14 protein-coding genes and 3 rRNA genes are annotated in these 24,374 nt (G+C 68.7%); 15 read left to right on the top strand and 2 right to left on the bottom strand.

The window, feature by feature from the left end; genetic code table 11:
* Positions 1–564 precede the first annotated feature (564 nt).
* The 3 genes from SACTE_RS12380 to SACTE_RS12370 all read left to right on the top strand — a co-directional run bounded on the left by SACTE_RS12380 (position 565) and on the right by SACTE_RS12370 (position 6,416).
* The gene (locus tag SACTE_RS12380) at positions 565–828 is read left to right on the top strand and encodes a WhiB family transcriptional regulator (RefSeq protein WP_014046372.1); all 264 of its coding nucleotides are present in this window, start codon (positions 565–567) and stop codon (positions 826–828) included.
* Positions 829–1,086: 258 nt separating this feature from the next.
* Positions 1,087–4,890, top strand: coding sequence for a glycosyltransferase (locus SACTE_RS12375; RefSeq protein ID WP_014046371.1), 3,804 nt, complete (start codon positions 1,087–1,089; stop codon positions 4,888–4,890).
* Complete coding sequence (locus SACTE_RS12370) at positions 4,887–6,416, top strand: DUF5719 family protein (protein WP_014046370.1); 1,530 nt, start codon at positions 4,887–4,889, stop codon at positions 6,414–6,416. Before SACTE_RS12375 ends, SACTE_RS12370 begins: the two co-directional genes overlap by 4 nt.
* Before the next feature lie 87 nt (positions 6,417–6,503).
* On the opposite strand, the gene SACTE_RS12365 is transcribed toward SACTE_RS12370, so the two are convergent.
* Positions 6,504–6,932 carry a metallopeptidase family protein gene (locus tag SACTE_RS12365; protein ID WP_078492618.1) on the bottom strand — a complete coding sequence of 143 codons (429 nt, stop codon included), beginning with the start codon at positions 6,930–6,932 and terminating at the stop codon, positions 6,504–6,506.
* Between the two features lie 350 nt (positions 6,933–7,282).
* On the opposite strand from SACTE_RS12365, the gene SACTE_RS12360 reads away from it, so the two are divergent.
* The 8 genes from SACTE_RS12360 to SACTE_RS12325 all read left to right on the top strand — a co-directional run bounded on the left by SACTE_RS12360 (position 7,283) and on the right by SACTE_RS12325 (position 16,201).
* Positions 7,283–7,711 (top strand): DUF3499 domain-containing protein, encoded by a 429-nt coding sequence (locus SACTE_RS12360; protein ID WP_078492617.1) that lies wholly within the window; start codon positions 7,283–7,285, stop codon positions 7,709–7,711.
* A 179-nt stretch (positions 7,712–7,890) separates the two neighbouring features.
* The gene (locus SACTE_RS12355) at positions 7,891–9,258 is read left to right on the top strand and encodes a phosphomannomutase/phosphoglucomutase (RefSeq protein WP_014046367.1); all 1,368 of its coding nucleotides are present in this window, start codon (positions 7,891–7,893) and stop codon (positions 9,256–9,258) included.
* Between the two features lie 242 nt (positions 9,259–9,500).
* Positions 9,501–9,683: a Trm112 family protein gene (locus SACTE_RS12350; RefSeq protein ID WP_014046366.1), complete on the top strand. Its 183-nt coding sequence runs from the start codon at positions 9,501–9,503 to the stop codon at positions 9,681–9,683.
* A gap of 50 nt (positions 9,684–9,733) precedes the next feature.
* Entirely contained in the window at positions 9,734–10,945 is a 1,212-nt protein-coding gene (locus SACTE_RS12345) for an SIS domain-containing protein (protein WP_014046365.1), read from the top strand.
* 196 nt (positions 10,946–11,141) lie between these two features.
* Entirely contained in the window at positions 11,142–12,314 is a 1,173-nt protein-coding gene (gene manA, locus SACTE_RS12340) for a mannose-6-phosphate isomerase, class I (protein WP_014046364.1), read from the top strand.
* Between the two features lie 85 nt (positions 12,315–12,399).
* A complete protein-coding gene (locus SACTE_RS12335) occupies positions 12,400–13,581 on the top strand; it encodes a cation diffusion facilitator family transporter (protein ID WP_014046363.1) in 1,182 nt (393 codons plus the stop codon).
* A gap of 261 nt (positions 13,582–13,842) precedes the next feature.
* Positions 13,843–15,300 carry an adenosylhomocysteinase gene (gene ahcY / locus SACTE_RS12330; protein ID WP_014046362.1) on the top strand — a complete coding sequence of 486 codons (1,458 nt, stop codon included), beginning with the start codon at positions 13,843–13,845 and terminating at the stop codon, positions 15,298–15,300.
* Positions 15,301–15,568: 268 nt separating this feature from the next.
* Positions 15,569–16,201, top strand: coding sequence for a hypothetical protein (locus SACTE_RS12325; protein ID WP_014046361.1), 633 nt, complete (start codon positions 15,569–15,571; stop codon positions 16,199–16,201).
* Between the two features lie 63 nt (positions 16,202–16,264).
* Here the strand turns inward: SACTE_RS12325 and SACTE_RS12320 are convergent, their stop codons facing one another.
* Complete coding sequence (locus SACTE_RS12320; protein WP_014046360.1) at positions 16,265–17,254, bottom strand: RDD family protein; 990 nt, start codon at positions 17,252–17,254, stop codon at positions 16,265–16,267.
* Between the two features lie 119 nt (positions 17,255–17,373).
* Here SACTE_RS12320 and SACTE_RS12315 point away from each other — a divergent pair, with 119 nt between their 5' ends.
* From SACTE_RS12315 to rrf, 4 genes are all read left to right on the top strand, one after another.
* Positions 17,374–18,381, top strand: coding sequence for a stage II sporulation protein M (locus SACTE_RS12315; protein ID WP_014046359.1), 1,008 nt, complete (start codon positions 17,374–17,376; stop codon positions 18,379–18,381).
* Between the two features lie 721 nt (positions 18,382–19,102).
* Positions 19,103–20,628, top strand: a 16S ribosomal RNA gene (locus SACTE_RS12310).
* A gap of 304 nt (positions 20,629–20,932) precedes the next feature.
* A 23S ribosomal RNA gene (locus tag SACTE_RS12305) occupies positions 20,933–24,057 on the top strand.
* A 78-nt stretch (positions 24,058–24,135) separates the two neighbouring features.
* A 5S ribosomal RNA gene (rrf, locus tag SACTE_RS12300) occupies positions 24,136–24,252 on the top strand.
* Together the 16S, 23S and 5S rRNA genes form the textbook arrangement of a ribosomal RNA operon.
* Positions 24,253–24,374 lie beyond the last annotated feature (122 nt).

Raw genomic sequence — 24,374 nt, 5'->3', positions numbered from 1 at the left:
TGGAGCACGGAGGGCTTCAACAGCTGTGACAGCTGGAACAGCAACAGCGGGCCTGGACAGCCGTACGGAACCCACGGGCGCGGGTCGGGTACATGGCTGCGGTCGCTGGCATGCGGTCAAGGAGACCGGCTCGGTCCGTCGCTTGTCAACTCAATGCCCGATTTGGCCCCAATCTTTCACCCCATCCGGTCGCTGGATCGGGAGAAAGGTTTTGGCAGTGGCGCGAGGGGCAAGGTGGCGCATCAGCTGTGTCGACATGCGACCGGCGGACCGTGATCCGGCTGTGATCTTGGTCGCGTCGGTGATCGAATCGAAACATCGAGATGGTCCCGGTCGTCTCACTCGCTGAGAAGTGCCGAGCGGCAGGGGCGCTGGCATATGTCAGGTTTTTGGTGATTTGAACACTTTCTGTATACGTTTGGTTCCGCAGAGTGAATACCGAGGCCAATAGCAGATCTTCGCTTGACTGGCCCAGAGCTACACACTTGTAATTTCACTCGTGTTGTTCGGCCGCATCGGTAACGGCCGCATCACGGGGACGCAAGAGACAGACGAGGGGCGCACATGACCGAGCTGTTCCAGCAACTGCTGGTCGAGGACGCGGACGAGGAACTCGGCTGGCAGGAGCGCGCACTGTGCGCCCAGACCGACCCCGAGTCCTTCTTTCCCGAGAAGGGCGGGTCGACCCGCGAGGCCAAGAAGGTCTGTCTCGCCTGCGAGGTCCGCTCCGAGTGCCTGGAGTACGCCCTCGCCAACGACGAACGCTTCGGTATCTGGGGCGGTCTGTCCGAGCGGGAGCGGCGCCGCCTGAAGAAGGCCGCCATCTGAGCCGGCGCACCCGGACGTCCGGGTGCGCCGACGGCCCGTGGCCGGGACCCCGTGTGCGGGGTCCCGGCCACGGGCCGTCGGCCTGTCCGGCCGGCTCCGCCTCCCGCCGGCCAACCGCTCGGCGCGGGGCGGACATCCGTACCGTTAGTGTGGGGCCCCGTCCGAGACGCGCCAACGCCCCACCGGGGCGCGCGTGTACACCGATGCAGCCCCCGGGGGGACGCCCCCTCCGGATCCGGCCGGAGGGCCCGTACCTCGATGTCCGTGCACAGCAGCCACTCGGCGGAGCCGAACGCGGCCGCCGCCCCAGAGTTCCCCCGGCACGTCGTCACCGCCGTGCTCGTCTCCCACGACGGGGCACGCTGGCTGCCCGACGTCCTCGCAGGGCTCCTCGGGCAGGAACGCCCCGTCCAGAACGCCGTCGCCGCGGACACCGGGAGTGCCGACGACTCGGCGCACCTGATCGCCGAGGCGCTCGGCCCCGAGCGGGTGCTGCACCTCGCGCGCCGTACGAACTTCGGCACCGCCGTCGACGAGGCGGCCCGTACGGCCGGGGAGCTGACCCCGGACGACCTGCCGTACCTCAAGCGCCCCAGTGGCTGGGACCCGGTGACCCGTACCTGGCGCGACGACGCCTACGACCAGCCCGAACTCCCGCACGGCGAACCCGTCCAGTGGCTCTGGCTGCTGCACGACGACAGCGCGCCCGAGCCGGACGCGCTCGCCGGACTGCTGCGTGTCGTCGACAACGACCGGCACGCCGCGATCGTCGGGCCCAAGCTGCGCGGCTGGTACGACCGCAAGCAACTCCTGGAAGCCGGCGTCTCCATCGCCAGCAGCGGACGCCGGTGGACCGGGCTCGACCGGCGCGAGCAGGACCAGGGCCAGCACGACCAGGTCCGCACGGTCCTCTCCGTGTCCTCCGCCGGCATGCTGGTCCGCCGGGACGTCTGGGAGGAGCTCGGCGGGTTCGACCGGCGGCTCCCGCTCATGCGAGACGACGTCGACCTCTGCTGGCGCGCCCACATGGCGGGCCACCGGGTGCTCGTGGCCCCCGACGCGGTCCTGCGGCACGCCGAGGCGTCCGCCAGGGAACGCCGCCCCATCGACTGCGCCGGACGGTCCGTCACCAGTCCGCACCGCGTCGACAAGGCGGGCGCGGTCTACACGATGCTCGTCAACGCCCGTGGCAGGCAGCTGCCCTGGGCGATGCTCCGCCTCGTACTCGGCACCCTGCTCCGCACGATCGCCTACCTCCTCGGCAAGGCGCCCGGGCAGGCACTCGACGAAGTGGCCGGACTCTTCGGCACCCTGCTGCGCCCCGGGCGGATCCTCGCCGGGCGACGGGCGCGGGGCAAGGGGGCCGTGGACGCCGCCGAACTGCGGGCACTCTTCCCGCCGCCCGGCGCCACCGTCCGCGCGACCGTCGAACAGTTCGCCGGCAACTTCGGCAGCCGCACCGACTCCGACGCGGGCGGTTCACGGCACGGTGCCGTCGAGTCCGGACCCGGCGGCGACGACGCCGACTTCCTGGAGATCGACCAGTTCGCCCGGCTCAAGCGGATCGGCCGCAAGCCCGGACCCGTGCTCTTCGCCGTGCTGCTCCTCGTCTCCCTGGTCGCCTGCCGCGGCCTTCTCGGCGGCGGCGCGCTCGCGGGCGGAGCCCTGCTGCCCGCGCCCGAGGACGTCTCCGGACTGTGGGGCCGGTACGCGGACGGCTGGCACCCGATCGGGACCGGCGGCACCCAGACGGCCCCGCCCTATCTCGGGCTGATCGCCGCCCTGTCGGCGCTGTTCCTGGGCTCCACCGGTTTCGCGCTCACCGTGCTGCTGGTCTGTTCGGTCCCGCTCGCCGGTGTCACCGCCTACTTCGCCTCCCGGCCGCTGCTCGAATCGCGGTTGTTGCGGGCCTGGGCGAGCGTCGCGTACGCCTTCCTGCCCGCCGCGACCGGGGCGCTGGCCACCGGCCGTCTCGGCACCGCCGTGCTGGCCGTCCTGCTCCCGCTGATCGCCCGTGCGGGCGTCGCGGCCTACGGGCTGCGCGGTGACGGCACCGTGCGCGGCAGCTGGCGCGGCACCTGGGCGTACACCCTGCTGCTCACCTTCACGATGGCGTTCACCCCCGTCGTGTGGCCGCTCGCCGCGGTCCTCGGCGTCGCGGTGCTGGCCCTGCGCCGCCGTGACCTGGTGGCCTACGGGCTGCGGGTCCTGGCCGCCCTGGGTACGCCGCTGCTGGTCCTCGCGCCGTGGTCGCTGTCGCTGCTGACCAGCCCGTCCGACTTCCTGAAGGAGGCCGGCCTGGACCTGGGCGCGGGCTCCGCCTCCGCGGTCGACCTGCTCGGCATCAGCCCCGGCGGGCCCAAGGCCGCGGGAGGCGTCCTGCTGCTGGGCATCGTGCTGGCGGCGCTGGCCGCGCTGCTGCGCGGGGAGCGGCAGTTCGCGATCCGTACCGCGTGGGTGGTCGCGCTCGTCGGCCTGGCCTTCGCGGGCCTGGCCAACGGCTCCACCTGGGCGGGCCCGGCCACCCTCGTCTACGGCGTCGCGCTGATCGCCGCCGCCCTGCTCGGCGCCGACGGCGCCCGGGTCCGGGTGGCCGCGCTGAGCTTCGGCTGGCGCCAGCCGGTCGCCGCGCTGATCGCCCTGGCGGCCGGGCTCGCCCCCGTCCTGGCGGCGGCCGGCTGGATGATCGGCGGCGCGGCCGGACCGCTGGAGCGCCGCGACCCGGTGCAGGTGCCCGCGTTCGTCGCGGAGGAGAGCGGCACCCGGGACCAGCCCCGCACCCTGGTGCTCGGCGGCTCCTCCCCGGCCGACGTCTCGTACAGCCTGGTCCGCGGCTCCGGGGTCCGCCTCGGCGACGCCGAACTCACGGAGGCGGGCGAGGGCAGTCCGCAGCTCGACAAGGTCGTGGCCAACCTGGTGGCCGGTTCCGGTGCCGACCAGGGCAGCCAGCTGCGTGCCTTCGCGATCCGCTACGTCCTCGTCCGGGACGGTTCGCCGCGTGAGATGAGCCGGGTGCTGGACTCCACCCCGGGCCTGGGCCGGCTCAGCCAGCTGGACGGCAGCGCCCTGTGGGCCGTCGACCGGCAGGTCTCCCGTGTGATGATCGTCCCGGCCGGTGAGGACACCGCCGCCGAGTACGTGCCCGTCGGCTCGCAGCCCGTCGAGGCGCACGCGAAGATCCCCGCCGGCGGTGAGGGCCGCGTGCTGCGGATCGCCGATCGGGCCGACCCGGGCTGGCAGGCCACCCTGGACGGCCGGGCACTGACCCGTAAGACGGTGGACGGCTGGGCGCAGGGCTTCGAACTGCCCGCCGGGGGCGGCAGGCTCGACCTGACGTACGACGCGCCGATCACCCACACCCTGTGGATCTGGGCGCAGGTGGCGCTGGGCGTCGTCCTGGTGGTCATGGCCCTGCCGGGCCGGCGCCGGGAGATCGACGACGACCTGCCCGAGGAGATCGAGACCGTCCCGGCCGAGCCGGTCGCCGGCGAAGGCCGCAGGGCGCGCAGGCTGCGCGCGGCGGCTCAGGCCGAGGCGGCCGGTGCGGAGGCCGGACCGGAGGCCACGGAGCAGGCCGGTGCGCCCTACGGTCAGGAGGGCGACGCCGTCCCGGCCGGCCAGGACGGCGGCTACCCGGCCGAACCGGAGCAGCCGGTGTACCCGGACGCCACGGAACCGACCGGCTACATCCCGGCCCAGCAGGACACCGACGCGTACGCCCCGGTCCAGGACGGCCAGGACGAGACCGGCGGTTACGCGGCGGTGCCGCAGCAGGGGTACGGGGAGTGGGAGGCGCAGCAGCAGTACCAGGGCGCCGACTACGGCCAGTACCAGCAGGGCCAGGACGCGGGGCAGTACTACCAGCCCGATCCGTATCAGCAGCAGGACCCGTACCAGCAGCAGGGTGCGTACGACCCGTACGGATACGCCCAGCAGCAGCCCTACGGAACGGGGACGGGCGAGGCCGCCCCGTACGGCGGGCACGACGGGCACGACGAGAACACAGCCCCGGGTCAGGCCCCGTGGCAGTCCGGCAACGCATCGCGAGGCGAGTCCGAGTGAAGTCCACCCCTCTGTCCCTGATCGCGGGCGCCGTCGCCCTCGCCGCCGTCACCGGCTTCGCCGCGCTCAACGCGCCCGGCGAGGCGGGCACGCCGGTGGCGAAGGCCGCCTCCCGGCTCCCCGTCGAGCGTTCCAGCCTGCTCTGTCCCTCCCCGAGCGGGTCGGACCTGGCGGAGACGACGTACACCTCCTTCACCCCCGCCGGGGCGGGCGGCGGCGAGGCCGGCACGGCGGAGCTGAAGCCGGCCGTGCCCGTCGCGGCGGACGACGAGGACGCGAAGGACGACGCGAAGGACAAGAAGGACGGCAAGAAGGAGAAGACGGCCTCGGACAAGCCGGTCCTCTCCCTCAAGGAGCCCGGGAAGCCGGTCACCGCCGATACCTCCGCCTCCGACGCCCCCGCGCTGATCGGCACGGCGACCGGCCGGCAGGCCCCCGGCTGGGCCGCCCAGCAGACCACCGCGGTGTCGGCGGGCAGCGCCCGCGGACTGCTCGGTGTCAGCTGTGGCGCACCGGACACCGACTTCTGGTTCCCGGGCGCGAGCACGGCCGAGAAGCGGCAGGACTACATCCACCTCACCAATCCGGACGACGACGCCGCCGTCGCGGACATCGAGCTGTACGGCCCGGAGGGCTCCCTCACGTCCGACGTGGGTGACGGCATCACCGTCCCTCCCCGTTCCAGCGTCCCGTTGCTGCTCTCGACGCTGACCGGTGACGCCGTCGACGACGTGACCGTCCATGTCACCACCCGCGAAGGCCGGGTCGGCGCCGCGGTCAAGGTGGCCGAGGAAGAGGCGGGCAGTGACTGGCTGACGGCCTCCGCCGACCCCACGGGAACCCTGGTCATGCCCGGCATCCCGGCCGACGCCACCTCGGTGCGGCTGGTCGCCTTCGCCCCGGGGGAGGACGACGCGGACGTGAAGGTGCAGCTCCTGGGCAAGAACGCGCCGTTCTCACCGGCCGGCAACGACACCCTGCACATCAAGTCGCGGATGACCGCGAGCGTCGACCTCAAGGACGTCACACGGGGGGAGCCCGGCTCGCTGCGGCTCTCGCCGGTGGCGGGCAAGGCGACGCCGGTCGTCGCGGCGCTGCGGGTGGTACGCGGCAGTGGGGACAAGCAGGAGATCGCGTACATTCCGGCGACGGAACCGGTCGGCGGACGGGCGGGTGTGGCGGACAACCGGGCGAAGAGCTCGGTGCTGTCCCTCACGGCCCCCGGCGCGACCGCCGAGGTGAAGGTGACCGCGTCCGCCGGCAGCGAGGGCGGCGAACAGACCGTCAAGACGTACACGGTCAAGGGTGGGACGACGCTGGACGTCACCCCGGAGGAACCGTCCGGTCTCAAGGGTTCGTACGCGCTGACGGTGGAGACGGAGTCCGGCGGACCGGTCCACGCGGCGCGCACGCTCACGATCTCCAAGGGCGGCGTCAAGACGTTCACCGTCCAGACGCTGCCGAACGACGGCGGGACGGTCGACGTGCCGACGGTGACCCAGGACCTCTCGGTGCTGGAGGACTGAGCGGCGGCCACCGGACCGCACCACCGGCCGGGACGCGGTCGGCCGTGAGGGCCGACGGCCGTGGGTCCGGTCGGTTCTGAGGGGGCGTCAGTCCTGCCCGTAGCGCGGGTCGACCGACTCGGGGGAGAGGCCGAGCAGCTCGGCCACCTGTTCCACCACGACCTCGTGCACCAGCAGGGCGCGCTCGTCCCGGTTCTTGGTGCGGATCTCGACGGGGCGGCGGTAGACGACGATCTGCGCGGGCCGCCCCTTGCCCGCGGACAGCGCGCTGCCGAGCGGGACGGAGTCCTCCACCGGGCCGGGTACGTCGAGGACCACGAAGTCGACCTCCGCCAGCTGCGGCCATCGCCGTTCGAGCCGCTCCACCGAGTCCTGGACGAGGTCGCGGAAGGTGTCCGCCCGGCTCGCCGACAGCGGCACCTGAGGTGGCGCGACCGGTCCGCGCATGCCGCGGCCGTGGCGGTCGCGGTGGCGGGGCCGTGGCTCAAAGGGGCGGGGCGGTACGGGACTGTCCATCACCGACGCAGCGTAACGCTCCGGTGCCCGGGTGGATCACGGCTTCCACGCAGGTCGCCGGATGTCTCCCGTCGAACGGCCGGACGTCCGGGCACCCCGGGGGCGGGGCGCCGGACGACCGGGCCGCCGCGTTCCGGCGGGTGGGGTGACCGCACCTGAACATTCCGGCCAAGGTGCGTGCAAAACCGGCCCCGACTGCGACCGCGTGCCCTCCGTCTCCTGACCCCTTATGTTCTCCACGGTGACCGGAAGACCCCGCCCGTACCCGCCCCGAACCGGTCGATGCGCAGGTCAGGCGGCCGTGTCGGAGTCGTCGCGGAACGTGTTCGAGAGGCGACACGAGGCGTGACCTGAGGGAGAGTCGTCGCAGCCCGCTCAAGAGTGCGGTACCGTCCAACATCGTGAGCCCTGTACGTCGCTGTTCGCGAACCGCGTGCGGCCGTCCCGCCGTCGCGACACTGACGTACGTCTATGCCGACTCGACCGCGGTCCTCGGCCCGCTCGCCACCTATGCCGAGCCTCACTGCTACGACCTCTGCGCGGAGCACGGCGAACGCCTCACCGCCCCACGGGGCTGGGAGGTCGTCCGGCTCGCGGACCCCTCGGCTCCCACACGTCCCAGCGGTGACGACCTCGAAGCGCTCGCCAACGCCGTCCGCGAGGCGGCCCGGCCGCAGTCGCGCGGCACCGAGGGCGGCAACCGCGGGCCCCGCACGGCGGACCCGGTGGAGGTCGCGCGCCGGGGGCATCTGCGCGTGCTGCGCTCACCCGACTCCTGACCCCGGGCCGGTCCCTCGCTCCAACTCGCCCGTTCCTCGGCCGCCTTGGCATGAGCCGGTGCGCCGGAGGCACAGGCTGCCGGCCGGGGTGCCCCAGGTGCCTCTCCGCTCCGGCGACGGGCGCACGGACGCCTCCGGGTAGTTTGGGCGCTCCGTAAAGACCCCCAGGAGGACCGGCCGTGGTTGCTGATCTGTCGCAGCTCGTGAAGGCGTACGACGTGCGCGGCGTCGTGCCCGACCAGTGGGACGAGACGCTCGCCGAACTCTTCGGCGCCGCCTTCGTCCAGGTCACCGGCGCGGACGCGATCGTGATCGGCCACGACATGCGTCCCTCCTCGCCCCCGCTGGCCGGGGCCTTCGCACGCGGCGCCACCGCGCGCGGCGCCGATGTGACCCTCATCGGGCTCTGCTCGACGGACCAGCTGTACTACGCCTCCGGAGCCCTCGACCTGCCCGGTGCGATGTTCACCGCCTCGCACAATCCGGCGCGGTACAACGGCATCAAGCTGTGCCGGGCCGGAGCCGCGCCCGTCGGCCAGGACACCGGCCTCACCGAGATCCGCACCCTGGTCGAGCAGTGGTCGGAGCACGGTGCCCCGGCCGTCGGCGGCGTCACCCCGGGCACCGTCACGGAACGCGACACCCTCGCCGACTACGCCGCCCACCTGCGCAAGCTGGTCGACGTGAGCACCGTACGGCCGCTCAAGGTCGTGGTGGACGCGGGCAACGGCATGGGCGGCCACACCGTCCCCACCGTCTTCGAGGGGCTGCCGCTCGACCTCGTACCGATGTACTTCGAGCTGGACGGGACCTTCCCGAACCACGAGGCCAACCCCCTCGACCCCAAGAACCTGGTCGACCTCCAGGCCCGCGTCCTCGCCGAGGGCGCCGACCTCGGCCTCGCCTTCGACGGTGACGCCGACCGTTGCTTCGTCGTGGACGAACGCGGCGAGGGCGTGTCCCCGTCCGCGATCACGGCCCTGGTCGCCGCCCGGGAACTCGCCCGCAACGGCGGCACGGGCACCGTCATCCACAACCTGATCACCTCCTGGTCGGTCCCCGAGGTCGTCCGCGAGAACGGCGGCACCCCCGTCCGTACCCGCGTCGGCCACTCCTTCATCAAGGCGGAGATGGCCCGGCACGGCGCCATCTTCGGCGGCGAGCACTCGGCGCACTACTACTTCCGCGACTTCTGGAACGCCGACACCGGCATGCTCGCCGCCCTCCACGTCCTGGCCGCCCTCGGCAGCCAGGACGGACCGCTCTCCGGGCTCGTGGACCGGTACGACCGCTACGCGGGCTCCGGCGAGATCAACTCCACGGTCGACGACCAGACCGGGCGGCTGGCCGCGGTCCGGGCCGCGTACGGTTCCCGGGACGGCGTCACCCTGGACGAGCTGGACGGGCTGACCGTGACGAGCGCCGACTGGTGGTTCAACCTCCGCCCCTCCAACACCGAGCCGCTGCTCCGCCTGAACGTGGAGGCGCGGGACGAGGTGACGCTGAAGACGGTGCGCGACGAGGTGCTGGCGCTGGTGCGGGCTTAGGCGCCGGGGCCGGTCCGCGCGCCGTGCCGTCGCGGCCCGCGCGGAGTGCGTGATCGGCCGGGCGCGCGGGTGTGTGGGCCGGGTTCGATGGGGTACGGGAGGGGCGGTGCCCGCCCTGTTGCGGCGGGCCCGCCGGGGCCGCGCCGGTGTCGGCCCGGCGGTAGGCTGACGAGGCCCCCGGGGGCCGCGGACCGCACCGGTTCGCACCTGATCCGTACCGCATGCTCGAAGGGACCCACCCCATGCCGCTCGAAGCCGGACTCCTGGACATCCTCGCCTGCCCGGCCTGTCACGCCCCGCTCGAGGACCGGTCCGCCGCCGAAACCCCCGAGCTGGTCTGCACGAGCACGGAATGCGCCCTCGCCTACCCGGTGCGCGACGGCATCCCGGTCCTCCTCGTCGACGAGGCCCACCGCCCCGCCTGACGACAGACCACGCGTATCCCGCAGCCTGATCAGCACGGAGGCCCACCGCCATGCTCGACGAGTCGATGCTCGACGCACCGGACGACCTGGCCCGTGCCGACCGGCGCGGTCTGCTCCGCGGAGCCGCCGAGGCCGGGGCCCGCGTCCGCACCGCCGCCCGGTACGCCGACGAGGCGGGCATCGGAGCGCTGGCCCCCGAAGGCAGGCCCCGCGCCGTCCTCGTCGCCGGTCCGGGCACGGCCGCGACCGGTGTCGCCGACCTGATCGGAGCGCTCGCGGGCGCCGCCGCACCCGTCATCCCGATCCGCCCCACCGGGGTGGCGGCCGCCGCCGGCGCGCTGCGCTGGGCCCTCCCCGGCTGGGCCGGTCCGGTGGACCTGCTGCTCATCGCCACCGCCGACGGTTCGGAACCAGGACTCGCCCTGCTCGCCGAACAGGCCTACCGGCGCGGCTGCACGGTCGTCGCCGTCGCCCCCGTACGGTCGCCGCTTCGCGAGACGGTCGACGGCGTCCACGGACTCGTCGTACCGATGGCCGCCGCCCCGTACGGGGAGTACGACGCCGAGACCTCGTCCGCCGGGCCCGGCACCCTCTGGGCCCTGCTGACCCCGCTGCTGGCCCTGCTGGACCGGGTCGGCCTGGTCGAGGCACCCGCCGACGTGCTGCAGAAGGTCGCCGACCGGCTGGACCGTGCCGCCCAGCGCTGCGGGCCCGCCATCGCCACCTACAGCAACCCGGCGAAGACACTCGCGGCCGAACTGGCCGACAGCCTTCCACTGGTCTGGACGGAGGGGGAGGCGGCAGGGCCCGTCGGACGCAGGTTCGCCGCCGTCCTGGCGGAGCTCGCCGGACGGCCCGCGCTGGTGGCCGAGCTGCCCGAAGCGCTGCCCGCCCACGGAGGCCTGCTCGCGGGCGCGTTCGCCGCGGGCGCCGACCCCGACGACTTCTTCCGCGACCGCGTGGACGAGCCGGAGACGATGAGGGCCAGAGTGGTCCTGCTCCGCGACCGGCCGACCGGCGGCCTCACCGCTGCACCGGCCGCCCGCGAACTCGCCCTCAGCCATGAAACGGCCATCAGCGAGCTCGAACCGGAGGAGGGCAGCGAGCTCGAAATGCTCGCCGAGCTCCTCGCGGTCACCGACTTCGCCGCCGTCTACCTCTCGCTGGCCTCCGACAGCCGGGGCTCCGAAGGCCGGGGTTTCGACGACCGAGACTTCGGCGACCGGGGTTTCGACGACCGAGACTTCGGCGACCGGGGCTGATGCTCCGCCCGGACGAGGCGGGCCCTGTCGCGCCGGGTGTTCCCCGTCGTGAGCCGGATGCCGCAGTACCCGCCCCGACCGCCCACCACCCCGACGACCGCCACCTCATACCCGGGCCTTCGGCGCACGGCCCGTGGCCCCAGACCCGTCCACCCCGGCGCCATCCGCCCCGCCCATCCCACGAGGACGACATCCCATGGACCGGCTCTCCAACACCGTGCGCCCCTACGCCTGGGGCTCCACCACGGCGATCCCCGAACTGCTCGGCACCGCACCCACCGGCGAACCTCAGGCCGAGATGTGGATGGGAGCTCACCCCGGAGCACCCTCCCGCCTCACCCGCCCCACGGAGACGGGCACGGAACAGTCCCTCTCCGACATCATCGCCGCCGACCCCGAGCGCGAACTGGGCCCGGCCGCCGTCCGCGCCTTCGGCCCCCGCCTCCCCTTCCTGCTCAAGCTGCTCGCGGCGGGCGCCCCGCTCTCCCTCCAGGTCCACCCCGACCTCGCGCAGGCACGGGCGGGCCACGCCGACGAGGAGCGCCGGGGCATCCCGGTCGACGCACCGAACCGCACCTACAAGGACGCCAACCACAAGCCCGAACTGATCTGCGCGCTCACTCCCTTCGAGGGCCTGTGCGGCTTCCGCAGGCCCGCCGAGGCCGCCGCACTGGTAGGGGCCCTCGGCGTCGACTCCCTCAAGCCGTACGTCGACCTCCTGCGCGCGCATCCGGAAGAGGCCGCCCTGCGGGAGGTCCTGACGGCGATCCTCACCGCCGACCCGGCCGAGATGGCCCGCACCGTCGAAGAGGCGGCCGAGGCCGCCGAACGGCTCGGCGGCGCCCACGCCCCGTACGCCCAGATCGCACGCCACTACCCCGGCGACCCGGGCGTCATCGCCGCCATGCTCCTGAACCACGTACAACTCCAGCCCGGCGAGGCCATGTTCCTCGGCGCGGGTGTGCCGCATGCCTATCTCGGCGGACTCGGCGTCGAGATCATGGCCAATTCCGACAACGTCCTGCGCTGCGGGCTGACCCCGAAGCACGTCGACGTACCCGAACTGCTGCGCATCGTCCGCTTCGAGGCCACCGACCCCGACATCCTGCGTCCCGAGGCATCCTCCACGGGCGAGGAGCTGTACGAGACACCGGTCGACGAATTCCGGCTGTCGCGCTACGTCCTGCCGGGCGGTGCGGCCCCCGTCGACCTGACGGCTCCCGCGCCGCAGATCCTGCTGTGCACGGCGGGCAGCCCCCGGGCCGGCGAACTCACCCTGGCCCCCGGCGAAGCCGCCTTCGTACCGGCGGACGAACCGGTCGAAGTGACCGGTACGGGGACGGTGTTCCGCGCGACCGTGGTGGTCTGACGTACCGTCCGCAGCAACGGCTGCAACAATGTCCGGCCGAACCGCGGCGCCGTGCCGCAGCACCGAGAAGGGACACCACGCACCCATGAGCGCGTCAGGCGGAACCAAGGCGATCGTGGCGGCACTGTCCGCCAACCTCGCGATCGCAGTGGCCAAATTCGTGGCGTTCCTCTTCAGTGGCTCGTCGTCGATGCTCGCGGAGAGCGTCCACTCGGTCGCCGACTCGGGCAACCAGGGCCTGTTGCTGCTCGGCGGCAAGAAGGCGAAGCGGCAGGCGACCCCGGAACACCCCTTCGGTTACGGGCGTGAGCGTTACATCTACGCCTTCCTCGTCTCCATCGTGCTCTTCTCGGTCGGTGGCATGTTCGCCATCTACGAGGGCTACGAGAAGATCAAGCACCCCCACGAGATCGAGGCCTGGTACTGGCCGGTCGGCGTGCTGGTCTTCGCGATCATCGCCGAGGGCTACTCCTTCCGTACGGCCATCGCGGAGTCCAACCAGACCCGCGGGAAGCTCTCCTGGACGGAGTTCGTCCGCCGGGCGAAGGCCCCCGAGCTCCCCGTCGTCCTCCTGGAGGACTTCGGAGCGCTCGTCGGTCTCGTCCTCGCCCTCGGCGGTGTCGGCCTGGCGCTGGGTACCGGCAACGGCGTCTGGGACGGCATCGGCACCCTCTGCATCGGTGTCCTGCTGATCGCCATCGCGATCGTCCTCGCCGCCGAGACGAAGTCGCTGCTGCTCGGTGAGTCGGCGGGGATCGAGGACGTCGAGAAGATCAAGGCATCCGTGGTCGACGGCGACACCGTGACCGGCATCATCCACATGCGGACGCTCCACCTGGGCCCCGAGGAACTGCTGGTCGCCGCCAAGATCGCCGTCCGGCACGACGAATCCGCGTCCGAGGTGGCCGACGCCATCAACGCCGCCGAGGCCCGGATCCGCGCCGCCGTCCCGATCGCCCGGGTGATCTACCTCGAGCCGGACATCTACAACGAGCAGGCGGCAGCGGCCGGCACCAACCCGGGCAAGAGCCCGGGCGGTGACGCGACGGGCACGGCGACGGACCTGGTGGGCGCTCGGGACACGGGGGGCCCGGTGGACGCTGCGGACGCGGAGGGCCCGGTGGACGCGGGGGACCCGGCCGGTGCGGTCGATGGCTCCGGTCCGACCGGCACCTCCGGCGCTTCGGCCGCTCCCGATGCTCCGACCACCCCTGAACCGCCCGCCTCGTCGGATCGTCCGGCCCGGTCGGACGATTCGGGCCACTGACCCGCTGAGGTACGACCCGGGCCGACCCCGCGGCCTACCCGGATCTCCGGGCGGGCTGGGGGTGGCCGGGCCTCTCGGTGTAGATTCGTCGCAGTACCAGACGTCGCTGCTGATGGCGGTCGATCGGCCCGCGGTCGCGGGCCGGCCGAGGGAGAGAGGGCCTCCGACGGACTGCACTGTGAGGAACCGGGCATCCGTATGCCCGCCGCCACCGCAGAGCCAGCCAGCCCACCCTCGACCCACGACGAGGAGCAGCCCGTTATGACGACGGCCGCACAGCACCAGGACTTCAAGGTCGCCGACCTTTCCCTCGCCCCCTTCGGGCGCAAGGAGATCACCCTCGCCGAGCACGAGATGCCCGGCCTGATGTCGATCCGCAAGGAGTACGCCGCAGCGCAGCCGCTGGCCGGCGCCCGCATCACCGGTTCGCTGCACATGACGGTGCAGACCGCGGTGCTCATCGAGACCCTCGTCGCCCTCGGCGCCGACGTCCGTTGGGCCTCCTGCAACATCTTCTCCACCCAGGACCACGCCGCCGCGGCCATCGCGGTCGGCCCCGAGGGCACCCCGGAGGCCCCCGCCGGCGTCCCGGTCTTCGCCTGGAAGGGCGAGACGCTGGAGGAGTACTGGTGGTGCACGGAGCAGGCGCTGACCTGGCCGAACACGCCCACCGGCGGCCCGAACATGATTCTCGACGACGGTGGCGACGCCACCCTCCTCGTCCACAAGGGCGTCGAGTTCGAGAAGGCCGGTGCGGCCCCGGACCCGTCGACGGCGGACAGCGAGGAGTACGCCTACATCCTCACGCTGCTGAACCGGACCCTCAGTGAGTCCCCGCAGAAGTGGACCCAGCTGGCGTCCGAGATCCGCGGTGTCACTGAGGAGACCACGACCGGTGTGCACCGGCTCTACGAGATGCACCGCGACGGCACCCTCCTTTTCCCGGCGATCAACGTCAACGACGCGGTCACCAAGTCGAAGTTCGACAACAAGTACGGCTGCCGCCACTCGCTGATCGACGGCATCAACCGCGCCACCGACGTGCTGATCGGCGGCAAGACGGCGGTCGTCTGCGGCTACGGCGATGTGGGCAAGGGCTGCGCGGAGTCCCTGCGCGGCCAGGGTGCCCGGGTGATCATCACCGAGATCGACCCGATCTGCGCCCTGCAGGCGGCGATGGACGGATACCAGGTCACCACCCTGGACGACGTGGTGGAGACCGCGGACATCTTCGTCACGACGACCGGCAACAAGGACATCATCATGGCCGGCGACATGGCCCGGATGAAGCACCAGGCCATCGTCGGGAACATCGGACACTTCGACAACGAGATCGACATGGCCGGCCTCGCGAAGATCGACGGGATCGTCAAGGACGAGGTCAAGCCGCAGGTCCACACCTGGACGTTCCCGGACGGCAGGGTCCTGATCGTGCTGTCCGAGGGCCGCCTGCTGAACCTGGGCAACGCCACCGGCCACCCGTCGTTCGTCATGTCCAACTCGTTCGCGGACCAGACCCTGGCCCAGATCGAGCTGTTCACCAAGCCGGAGGAGTACCCGACCGACGTCTACGTGCTGCCCAAGCACCTGGACGAGAAGGTCGCGCGTCTCCACCTGGAGGCGCTGGGCGTGAAGCTCACGACCCTGCGCCCCGAGCAGGCCGACTACATCGGCGTACCGGTCGAGGGCCCGTACAAGTCGGACCTCTACCGCTACTGAGCGAACCGTCGGCCACCCGGCCGGCCTCCAGCAGCAGATCCGAGCGCAGGCCCCCGCACCCCCGTGCCGGGGGCCTGCCCCGTCCCGCCCCGCGTGTCCCCTCCGGGCTGACCCCCGCGCCCGACTGTCCGGACACGAACCACCCCACTGCGCGGACACGTGCCGTCCCAGTGCGCGGACACGTGCCGCCCCGGCCCGTACCGGGGACGCACCCCGTCACGGCACCGCGTCATCGCACGTGCACGGCCCGAGGAATCCGAAGGACCCCATGCCCCGCGGTCGATATTCGCTTCACGATCTCCATGACCACACCCCCCTCGGTGAAGAGCACTTCCACTGCGCCCCCGGACCTTCCGGCTGGCGTTACGTCTCCCAGACCACGGCGCCCTCCGGCGCGCACCTGGGCTCCGTCGATCTGGCCCTGGACGAGCTCGGCCGGCCCATCCGTCTCGAACTGCACGCCGCGAGCTGGCAGGTACGCGGCGCGGCCCTCGAAGGCGTCACCTGGGTACGCACCGATCCGACGGGCGCCCACGCGACCGAGGGCAATGTCCGCGCCCACACCTTCTCCGGTACCTCCCCCGCCTTCCTCGTCGCCACGAGCCGGCTCCTGCGCCTCACCCCCGATTCCCCCGAGACCCGTGTCCGCGTGGTCACCTTCACGGACCCGGTCCTCGCCCCCCGTACCGTCGACCAGTCCTGGGCCTTGGTGAACAGTGAAGCGCACCCCACTGACAACGGCCCCCTGATCGTGGACGAGTACCAGGTCAGTGCGCTGGACACCGGTGAAAGGCACACCGTTCACCTGGCCGGGGACGTGGTCCTCGCAGCTCCCGGCATCGAGCTCGAACACTTGGAATCACCACCGTCGCCGTCGCCCGCACCCCGCGAGACAGGGTGAACAGACCGGCCGCGCACGGAGGTCGGGGCAGGATCGGCCGGGCGGCGCCGGCCGGGGCGGGAATCAGGCGGGCGGAGCGAAACCCTTCGGTCCGCCCGGGCGGGGAGGGGCCGCCGCGGTCCCGTCCGGATCTGCGGGTGCGGTGGGTTCCGAGGGTCGCGGAGGCCCGGCGGGCGTGGAAGGCGTCCCGACCGGCCCGAAGGGGTTCGGGGGCGGGGACTGCGCTTCCGTTCGGGGCGCCTCCGGGCGACGCCCCTCGAGTGCCCGCACGTCGACCGACCTGTACATCGGTGCCCCGTGTCCCGCGGAGGCCGTGACCCGGCGGACGTCGCGTGTCTGGCGTTCGTTGACCACCGCGGCCAAGTACGCCGCAGCCGGAACGCCCTGCGGCGCCGGGGTCCCCGTACAGGCCACGAGGTCCGCGGACAGGCGCTCGGCGATCGACCACCCCACGGCGCCGTCGAGTTGGTGCATACGCGTCAGGTATTGCCGTACGGCGAGCCAGAGTTCGTCGGGAACGGCCGAGAGGTCCAGCTGCGCGAAGCGCCCCACGAGCCAGGGCGGCGGTGGCGGCACCGCGGACGCGCGCCCGGCGGGCAGTCGCTCCCGTACGACGAGGGTGCCCGCGAACACGTCGCCGAGCCTGCGGCCACGTGCCGACACCAGCGACGAGACGCAGGCGACCACGCCGAACGTCCCGAGAATCTCCACCACGCCCATGGCCCCCCGCACCAGTGCGTGCCGGAACCGGATCGGTCCGCCGTCATCGCGTACGACGCGGAGCCCGCAGGCCAGCTTCCCCAGCGACCGGCCGTGGGTCAGCGTCTCGACCGCGATCGGCCCGCCCACCAGCACCAGAAGGAACGTGGCGACGGCGATCGCTGCGCCCGCCGCCTCGTCCAGGGACACCGCCGCCACGGCGAGGCCGATGGACAGCAGCATGAACGCGGTCAGAACAACCGCAAGATCGATGACGATCGCCAGTGCCCGGCTCGGCAGCCTCGCCGGTTGCAGTCCCAGTACGACCGCGTCCCCGGTCACGAGCTCATTCATCGCCACACACCCCTCGCCGCCCTTCCCTGCCCCTCGGAGGCTCAGTCTGCCAAGCTGAGCCGCAGCGCGCCGCAGTAGTACGGACCCGTACGCCCCCATGCCTGGAGCAGCAGCCGACCATGGATCTCGACGTCTTCGTGACGACCCACCGCATCGAGTGGGACCGCTTGGACCACCTCCTGCACCGAGGGCGCAACCTGACAGGCGCGGAGGCTGACGAACTCGTCGCCCTGTACCAGCGCACGGCCACACATCTCTCCCTGATCCAGTCCGGTGCTCCGGATCCCCAGCTGACCGCCCGCCTCACCCAGCTGGTGGCCCGGGCCCGCGCCACCGTGACCGGGACCCGCCGGGCCTCCTGGCGAGACGCGGTGAGCTTCCTGACGGCCGGCTTTCCCGCGGCGGTCTACCGCTCGCGGCACTGGTGGATACCCACGGCGGTGCTGTCGACGGTGCTTGCGGCCGTCATCGGATGGTGGATCGGTACGCACCCGGAGGTCCAGGCGTCGATCGCCGCCCCGGACGACCTGCGCGGCATGACCCGGCCCGGCGGTGAGTACGAGGCGTACTACTCCAGCCACCCCGCGGCGTCCTTCGCCGCGCAGGTCTGGACGAACAACGCGCAGGCGGCGGCGATGTGCCTGGTTCTGGGGGCGTTCCTGTGCGTTCCGGTCATCTGGATCCTCTTCATGAACGTGCTCAACCTCGGCGTCGGTATCGGGCTGATGTCCTCGGCCGGCCGCCTGGACACGTTCCTGGGGCTCGTACTGCCGCACGGCCTGCTCGAACTCACCGCGGTGTTCGTCGCGGCCGGGACGGGGCTCCGGCTCGGCTGGACCGTGATCGATCCAGGGCCTCGTACGAGACGTGCCGCCCTGGCCCAACAGGGGCGCGCCGCACTGGGTATGGCCATCGGACTGGCCCTGGTCCTGTTCGTCTCCGGCCTCATCGAGGGTTTCGTGACGCCGTCCGGCCTGCCCACCTGGGGGCGGATCACCATCGGGGTCGGGGCTGAACTGGCCTTTCTGGCCTACGTCTACATCATCGGAGGACGAGCGGCCCGGGCCGGCGACACCGGCGACGTGGAAGCGGGCGAGCAGAGCGCCGAGCTGCCCTCCGCGGCCTGACGGGCCGATGTGCATCCGTCTGCGCTGACCTGCTAGTCTCATCCTCGCCCACCAAAGCTGTTGACACAGCTGGCGTGGGGAGGTAGGTTTTAACGGTTGCGGCGGACTGGACAAGTTCGACAGCAGCCGACTAAAGTTCATCTCGCTCCTACCGGGGACACGTTTTCCCGCAGAGCCGATCGATTCCTCTCTTCCGAGCAGCCAAGCTGATTTTCGTCAGCCGAATTGCTTCTGATAAAGTCGAGTCAGCCGAAAGGCAAAGGCCCTCCATGGCCATCGGATTCAAAAGTCGGACCGGAAACGGAACGGAAAAAGAGTCTGGTAAGGTTGGAACCGCCGGAAAGGGAAACGCGAAAGTGAAGAACTGGAAAGCACGGTGGTGAATCAACCGCCGAGCAGGAACCCGCTTCGACCGGGAATCGGACACGAAAGAGTCTGATAGAGTCGGAAACGCAAGAACGAAGGGAAGCGCCCGGAGGGACCCGGTGAAACGGGACCGAAGGAAGCGTCCGTTCCTTGAGAACTCAACAGCGTGCCAAAAGTCAACGCCAGATATGTTGATACCCCGGCCTGCTTCGGCAGGTTGGTGGTTCCTTTGAAAAGACCTGCCAGGCCCTTGGGTGCTGGTAGGCGAAACACAGCGAGGACGCTGTGAACGACCGGTCTTATTCCGACCTGGTCGTTCCGCTCTCGTGGTGTTCATCCCGATTACGGGAAAACATTCACGGAGAGTTTGATCCTGGCTCAGGACGAACGCTGGCGGCGTGCTTAACACATGCAAGTCGAACGATGAAGCCCTTCGGGGTGGATTAGTGGCGAACGGGTGAGTAACACGTGGGCAATCTGCCCTTCACTCTGGGACAAGCCCTGGAAACGGGGTCTAATACCGGATAACACTCTGTCCCGCATGGGACGGGGTTAAAAGCTCCGGCGGTGAAGGATGAGCCCGCGGCCTATCAGCTTGTTGGTGGGGTGATGGCCTACCAAGGCGACGACGGGTAGCCGGCCTGAGAGGGCGACCGGCCACACTGGGACTGAGACACGGCCCAGACTCCTACGGGAGGCAGCAGTGGGGAATATTGCACAATGGGCGAAAGCCTGATGCAGCGACGCCGCGTGAGGGATGACGGCCTTCGGGTTGTAAACCTCTTTCAGCAGGGAAGAAGCGAAAGTGACGGTACCTGCAGAAGAAGCGCCGGCTAACTACGTGCCAGCAGCCGCGGTAATACGTAGGGCGCAAGCGTTGTCCGGAATTATTGGGCGTAAAGAGCTCGTAGGCGGCTTGTCACGTCGGATGTGAAAGCCCGGGGCTTAACCCCGGGTCTGCATTCGATACGGGCTAGCTAGAGTGTGGTAGGGGAGATCGGAATTCCTGGTGTAGCGGTGAAATGCGCAGATATCAGGAGGAACACCGGTGGCGAAGGCGGATCTCTGGGCCATTACTGACGCTGAGGAGCGAAAGCGTGGGGAGCGAACAGGATTAGATACCCTGGTAGTCCACGCCGTAAACGTTGGGAACTAGGTGTTGGCGACATTCCACGTCGTCGGTGCCGCAGCTAACGCATTAAGTTCCCCGCCTGGGGAGTACGGCCGCAAGGCTAAAACTCAAAGGAATTGACGGGGGCCCGCACAAGCAGCGGAGCATGTGGCTTAATTCGACGCAACGCGAAGAACCTTACCAAGGCTTGACATATACCGGAAAGCATCAGAGATGGTGCCCCCCTTGTGGTCGGTATACAGGTGGTGCATGGCTGTCGTCAGCTCGTGTCGTGAGATGTTGGGTTAAGTCCCGCAACGAGCGCAACCCTTGTTCTGTGTTGCCAGCATGCCCTTCGGGGTGATGGGGACTCACAGGAGACTGCCGGGGTCAACTCGGAGGAAGGTGGGGACGACGTCAAGTCATCATGCCCCTTATGTCTTGGGCTGCACACGTGCTACAATGGCCGGTACAATGAGCTGCGAAGTCGTGAGGCGGAGCGAATCTCAAAAAGCCGGTCTCAGTTCGGATTGGGGTCTGCAACTCGACCCCATGAAGTCGGAGTTGCTAGTAATCGCAGATCAGCATTGCTGCGGTGAATACGTTCCCGGGCCTTGTACACACCGCCCGTCACGTCACGAAAGTCGGTAACACCCGAAGCCGGTGGCCCAACCCCTTGTGGGAGGGAGCTGTCGAAGGTGGGACTGGCGATTGGGACGAAGTCGTAACAAGGTAGCCGTACCGGAAGGTGCGGCTGGATCACCTCCTTTCTAAGGAGCACTTCTTACCCGGTTCGCTGGGTCAGAGGCCAGTACACCGGCGAATGTTCGGTGCTGGTTGCTCATGGGTGGAACGTTGACTATTCGGCACGATGAGCACGGTTTCGTTAGTACTGCTTCGGCGTGGAAAACGGGAACGGGTTGGTCGGGTCGGGCACGCTGTTGGGTATCTGAAGGTACGGGCTCGTTTGAGTCTGTCCCTTTGGTTGCCGGCCCCAGTGCACTCACCTGTAAGGGTGGGGTGATGGGTGGCTGGTCGTTGTTTGAGAACTGCACAGTGGACGCGAGCATCTGTGGCCAAGTTTTTAAGGGCGCACGGTGGATGCCTTGGCACCAGGAACCGATGAAGGACGTGGGAGGCCACGATAGTCCCCGGGGAGCTGTCAACCAAGCTTTGATCCGGGGGTTTCCGAATGGGGAAACCCGGCAGTCGTCATGGGCTGTCACCCGCTGCTGAACACATAGGCAGTGTGGAGGGAACGAGGGGAAGTGAAACATCTCAGTACCCTCAGGAAGAGAAAACAACCGTGATTCCGGGAGTAGTGGCGAGCGAAACTGGATGAGGCCAAACCGTATGCGTGTGATACCCGGCAGGGGTTGCGCATGCGGGGTTGTGGGATCTCTTTTTCACAGTCTGCCGGCTGTGAGGCGAGTCAGAAACCGTTGATGTAGGCGAAGGACATGCGAAAGGTCCGGCGTAGAGGGTAAGACCCCCGTAGCTGAAACATTAACGGCTCGTTTGAGAGACACCCAAGTAGCACGGGGCCCGAGAAATCCCGTGTGAATCTGGCGGGACCACCCGCTAAGCCTAAATATTCCCTGGTGACCGATAGCGGATAGTACCGTGAGGGAATGGTGAAAAGTACCGCGGGAGCGGAGTGAAATAGTACCTGAAACCGTGTGCCTACAAGCCGTGGGAGCGTCGCGCATCGAGCTTGCTCGGTGCGTCGTGACTGCGTGCCTTTTGAAGAATGAGCCTGCGAGTTAGCGGTGTGTAGCGAGGTTAACCCGTGTGGGGAAGCCGTAGCGAAAGCGAGTCCGAATAGGGCGTTTGAGTTGCACGCTCTAGACCCGAAGCGGAGTGATCTAGCCATGGGCAGGTTGAAGCGGAGGTAAGACTTCGTGGAGGACCGAACCCACCAGGGTTGAAAACCTGGGGGATGACCTGTGGTTAGGGGTGAAAGGCCAATCAAACTCCGTGATAGCTGGTTCTCCCCGAAATGCATTTAGGTGCAGCGTCGTGTGTTTCTTGCCGGAGGTAGAGCACTGGATAGGCGATGGGCCCTACCGGGTTACTGACCTTAGCCAAACTCCGAATGCCGGTAAGTGAGAGCGCGGCAGTGAGACTGTGGGGGATAAGCTCCATGGTCGAGAGGGAAACAGCCCAGAGCATCGACCAAGGCCCCTAAGCGTACGCTAAGTGGGAAAGGATGTGGAGTCGCAGAGACAACCAGGAGGTTGGCTTAGAAGCAGCCACCCTTGAAAGAGTGCGTAATAGCTCACTGGTCAAGTGATTCCGCGCCGACAATGTAGCGGGGCTCAAGCGTACCGCCGAAGTCGTGTCATTCATACACATATCCTCAACGGGAGTATGGATGGGTAGGGGAGCGTCGTGTGCCGGGTGAAGCAGCCGCGGAAGCGAGTTGTGGACGGTTCACGAGTGAGAATGCAGGCATGAGTAGCGATACACACGTGAGAAACGTGTGCGCCGATTGACTAAGGGTTCCTGGGTCAAGCTGATCTGCCCAGGGTAAGTCGGGACCTAAGGCGAGGCCGACAGGCGTAGTCGATGGACAACCGGTTGATATTCCGGTACCCGCTTTGAAACGCCCAGTACTGAATCAGGCGATGCTAAGTCCGTGAAGCCGGCCCGATCTCTTCGGAGTTGAGGGTAGTGGTGGAGCCGATGAACCAGACTTGTAGTAGGTAAGCGATGGGGTGACGCAGGAAGGTAGTCCAGCCCGGGCGGTGGTTGTCCCGGGGTAAGGGTGTAGGACGCACGGTAGGCAAATCCGTCGTGCATATAGTCTGAGACCTGATGCCGAGCCGATTGTGGTGAAGTGGATGATCCTATGCTGTCGAGAAAAGCCTCTAGCGAGTTTCATGGCGGCCCGTACCCTAAACCGACTCAGGTAGTCAGGTAGAGAATACCGAGGCGTTCGGGTGAACTATGGTTAAGGAACTCGGCAAAATGCCCCCGTAACTTCGGGAGAAGGGGGGCCATCACTGGTGAGGGGACTTGCTTCCTGAGCTGGGGGTGGCCGCAGAGACCAGCGAGAAGCGACTGTTTACTAAAAACACAGGTCCGTGCGAAGCCGTAAGGCGATGTATACGGACTGACGCCTGCCCGGTGCTGGAACGTTAAGGGGACCGGTTAGTGCACTTTCGGGTGTGCGAAGCTGAGAACTTAAGCGCCAGTAAACGGCGGTGGTAACTATAACCATCCTAAGGTAGCGAAATTCCTTGTCGGGTAAGTTCCGACCTGCACGAATGGCGTAACGACTTCTCGACTGTCTCAACCATAGGCCCGGTGAAATTGCACTACGAGTAAAGATGCTCGTTTCGCGCAGCAGGACGGAAAGACCCCGGGACCTTTACTATAGTTTGATATTGGTGTTCGGTTCGGCTTGTGTAGGATAGGTGGGAGACTTTGAAGCAGCCACGCCAGTGGTTGTGGAGTCGCCGTTGAAATACCACTCTGGTCGTGCTGGATGTCTAACCTGGGTCCGTGATCCGGATCAGGGACAGTGTCTGATGGGTAGTTTAACTGGGGCGGTTGCCTCCTAAAGAGTAACGGAGGCGCCCAAAGGTTCCCTCAGCCTGGTTGGCAATCAGGTGTTGAGTGTAAGTGCACAAGGGAGCTTGACTGTGAGACCGACGGGTCGAGCAGGGACGAAAGTCGGGACTAGTGATCCGGCAGTGGCTTGTGGAAGCGCTGTCGCTCAACGGATAAAAGGTACCCCGGGGATAACAGGCTGATCTTCCCCAAGAGTCCATATCGACGGGATGGTTTGGCACCTCGATGTCGGCTCGTCGCATCCTGGGGCTGGAGTCGGTCCCAAGGGTTGGGCTGTTCGCCCATTAAAGCGGTACGCGAGCTGGGTTTAGAACGTCGTGAGACAGTTCGGTCCCTATCCGCTGTGCGCGTAGGAATATTGAGAAGGGCTGTCCCTAGTACGAGAGGACCGGGACGGACGAACCTCTGGTGTGCCAGTTGTCCTGCCAAGGGCATGGCTGGTTGGCTACGTTCGGAAAGGATAACCGCTGAAAGCATCTAAGCGGGAAGCCTGCTTCGAGATGAGTATTCCCACCACCTTGAGTGGTTAAGGCTCCCAGTAGACGACTGGGTTGATAGGCCAGATGTGGAAGCCCGGTAACGGGTGGAGCTGACTGGTACTAATAGGCCGAGGGCTTGTCCTCAGTTGCTCGCGTCCACTGTGTTGGTTCTGAAATAACGAACTGCCGTGTTTTCTCCGGTGTTGGTTAATTTCATAGTGTTTCGGTGGTCATTGCGTTAGGGAAACGCCCGGTTACATTCCGAACCCGGAAGCTAAGCCTTTCAGCGCCGATGGTACTGCAGGGGGGACCCTGTGGGAGAGTAGGACGCCGCCGAACTATTATTCCGGGAAAGCCCCGTGCCCTTGTGGCACGGGGCTTTTCTGCGTTCCAGGGGGTTTCCGGAAAGGCGGTGGCACCTCGCCCCTGACGTCTTCAGCCTCGGAGCTTGAGGTGCCGAT

Source organism: Streptomyces sp. SirexAA-E (assembly GCF_000177195.2).
Classification (GTDB): domain Bacteria; phylum Actinomycetota; class Actinomycetes; order Streptomycetales; family Streptomycetaceae; genus Streptomyces; species Streptomyces flavovirens.
The sequence above is the reverse complement of the archived record's forward strand: the minus strand, read 5'-3'. Positions and strand labels throughout refer to the sequence as shown.

What these genes read in the sequence shown, in the direction of transcription:
- SACTE_RS12380 (WP_014046372.1), top strand. Translation starts at nt 565, where the DNA reads ATGACCGAGCTGTTCCAGCAACTGCTGGTCGAGGACGCGGACGAGGAA.
- SACTE_RS12375 (WP_014046371.1), top strand. Translation starts at nt 1,087, where the DNA reads ATGTCCGTGCACAGCAGCCACTCGGCGGAGCCGAACGCGGCCGCCGCC.
- SACTE_RS12365 (WP_078492618.1), bottom strand. Translation starts at nt 6,932, where the DNA reads ATGGACAGTCCCGTACCGCCCCGCCCCTTTGAGCCACGGCCCCGCCAC.
- SACTE_RS12350 (WP_014046366.1), top strand. Translation starts at nt 9,501, where the DNA reads ATGCCGCTCGAAGCCGGACTCCTGGACATCCTCGCCTGCCCGGCCTGT.
- SACTE_RS12345 (WP_014046365.1), top strand. Translation starts at nt 9,734, where the DNA reads ATGCTCGACGAGTCGATGCTCGACGCACCGGACGACCTGGCCCGTGCC.
- manA (WP_014046364.1), top strand. Translation starts at nt 11,142, where the DNA reads ATGGACCGGCTCTCCAACACCGTGCGCCCCTACGCCTGGGGCTCCACC.
- SACTE_RS12335 (WP_014046363.1), top strand. Translation starts at nt 12,400, where the DNA reads ATGAGCGCGTCAGGCGGAACCAAGGCGATCGTGGCGGCACTGTCCGCC.
- ahcY (WP_014046362.1), top strand. Translation starts at nt 13,843, where the DNA reads ATGACGACGGCCGCACAGCACCAGGACTTCAAGGTCGCCGACCTTTCC.
- SACTE_RS12325 (WP_014046361.1), top strand. Translation starts at nt 15,569, where the DNA reads ATGCCCCGCGGTCGATATTCGCTTCACGATCTCCATGACCACACCCCC.
- SACTE_RS12320 (WP_014046360.1), bottom strand. Translation starts at nt 17,254, where the DNA reads ATGAATGAGCTCGTGACCGGGGACGCGGTCGTACTGGGACTGCAACCG.
- SACTE_RS12315 (WP_014046359.1), top strand. Translation starts at nt 17,374, where the DNA reads ATGGATCTCGACGTCTTCGTGACGACCCACCGCATCGAGTGGGACCGC.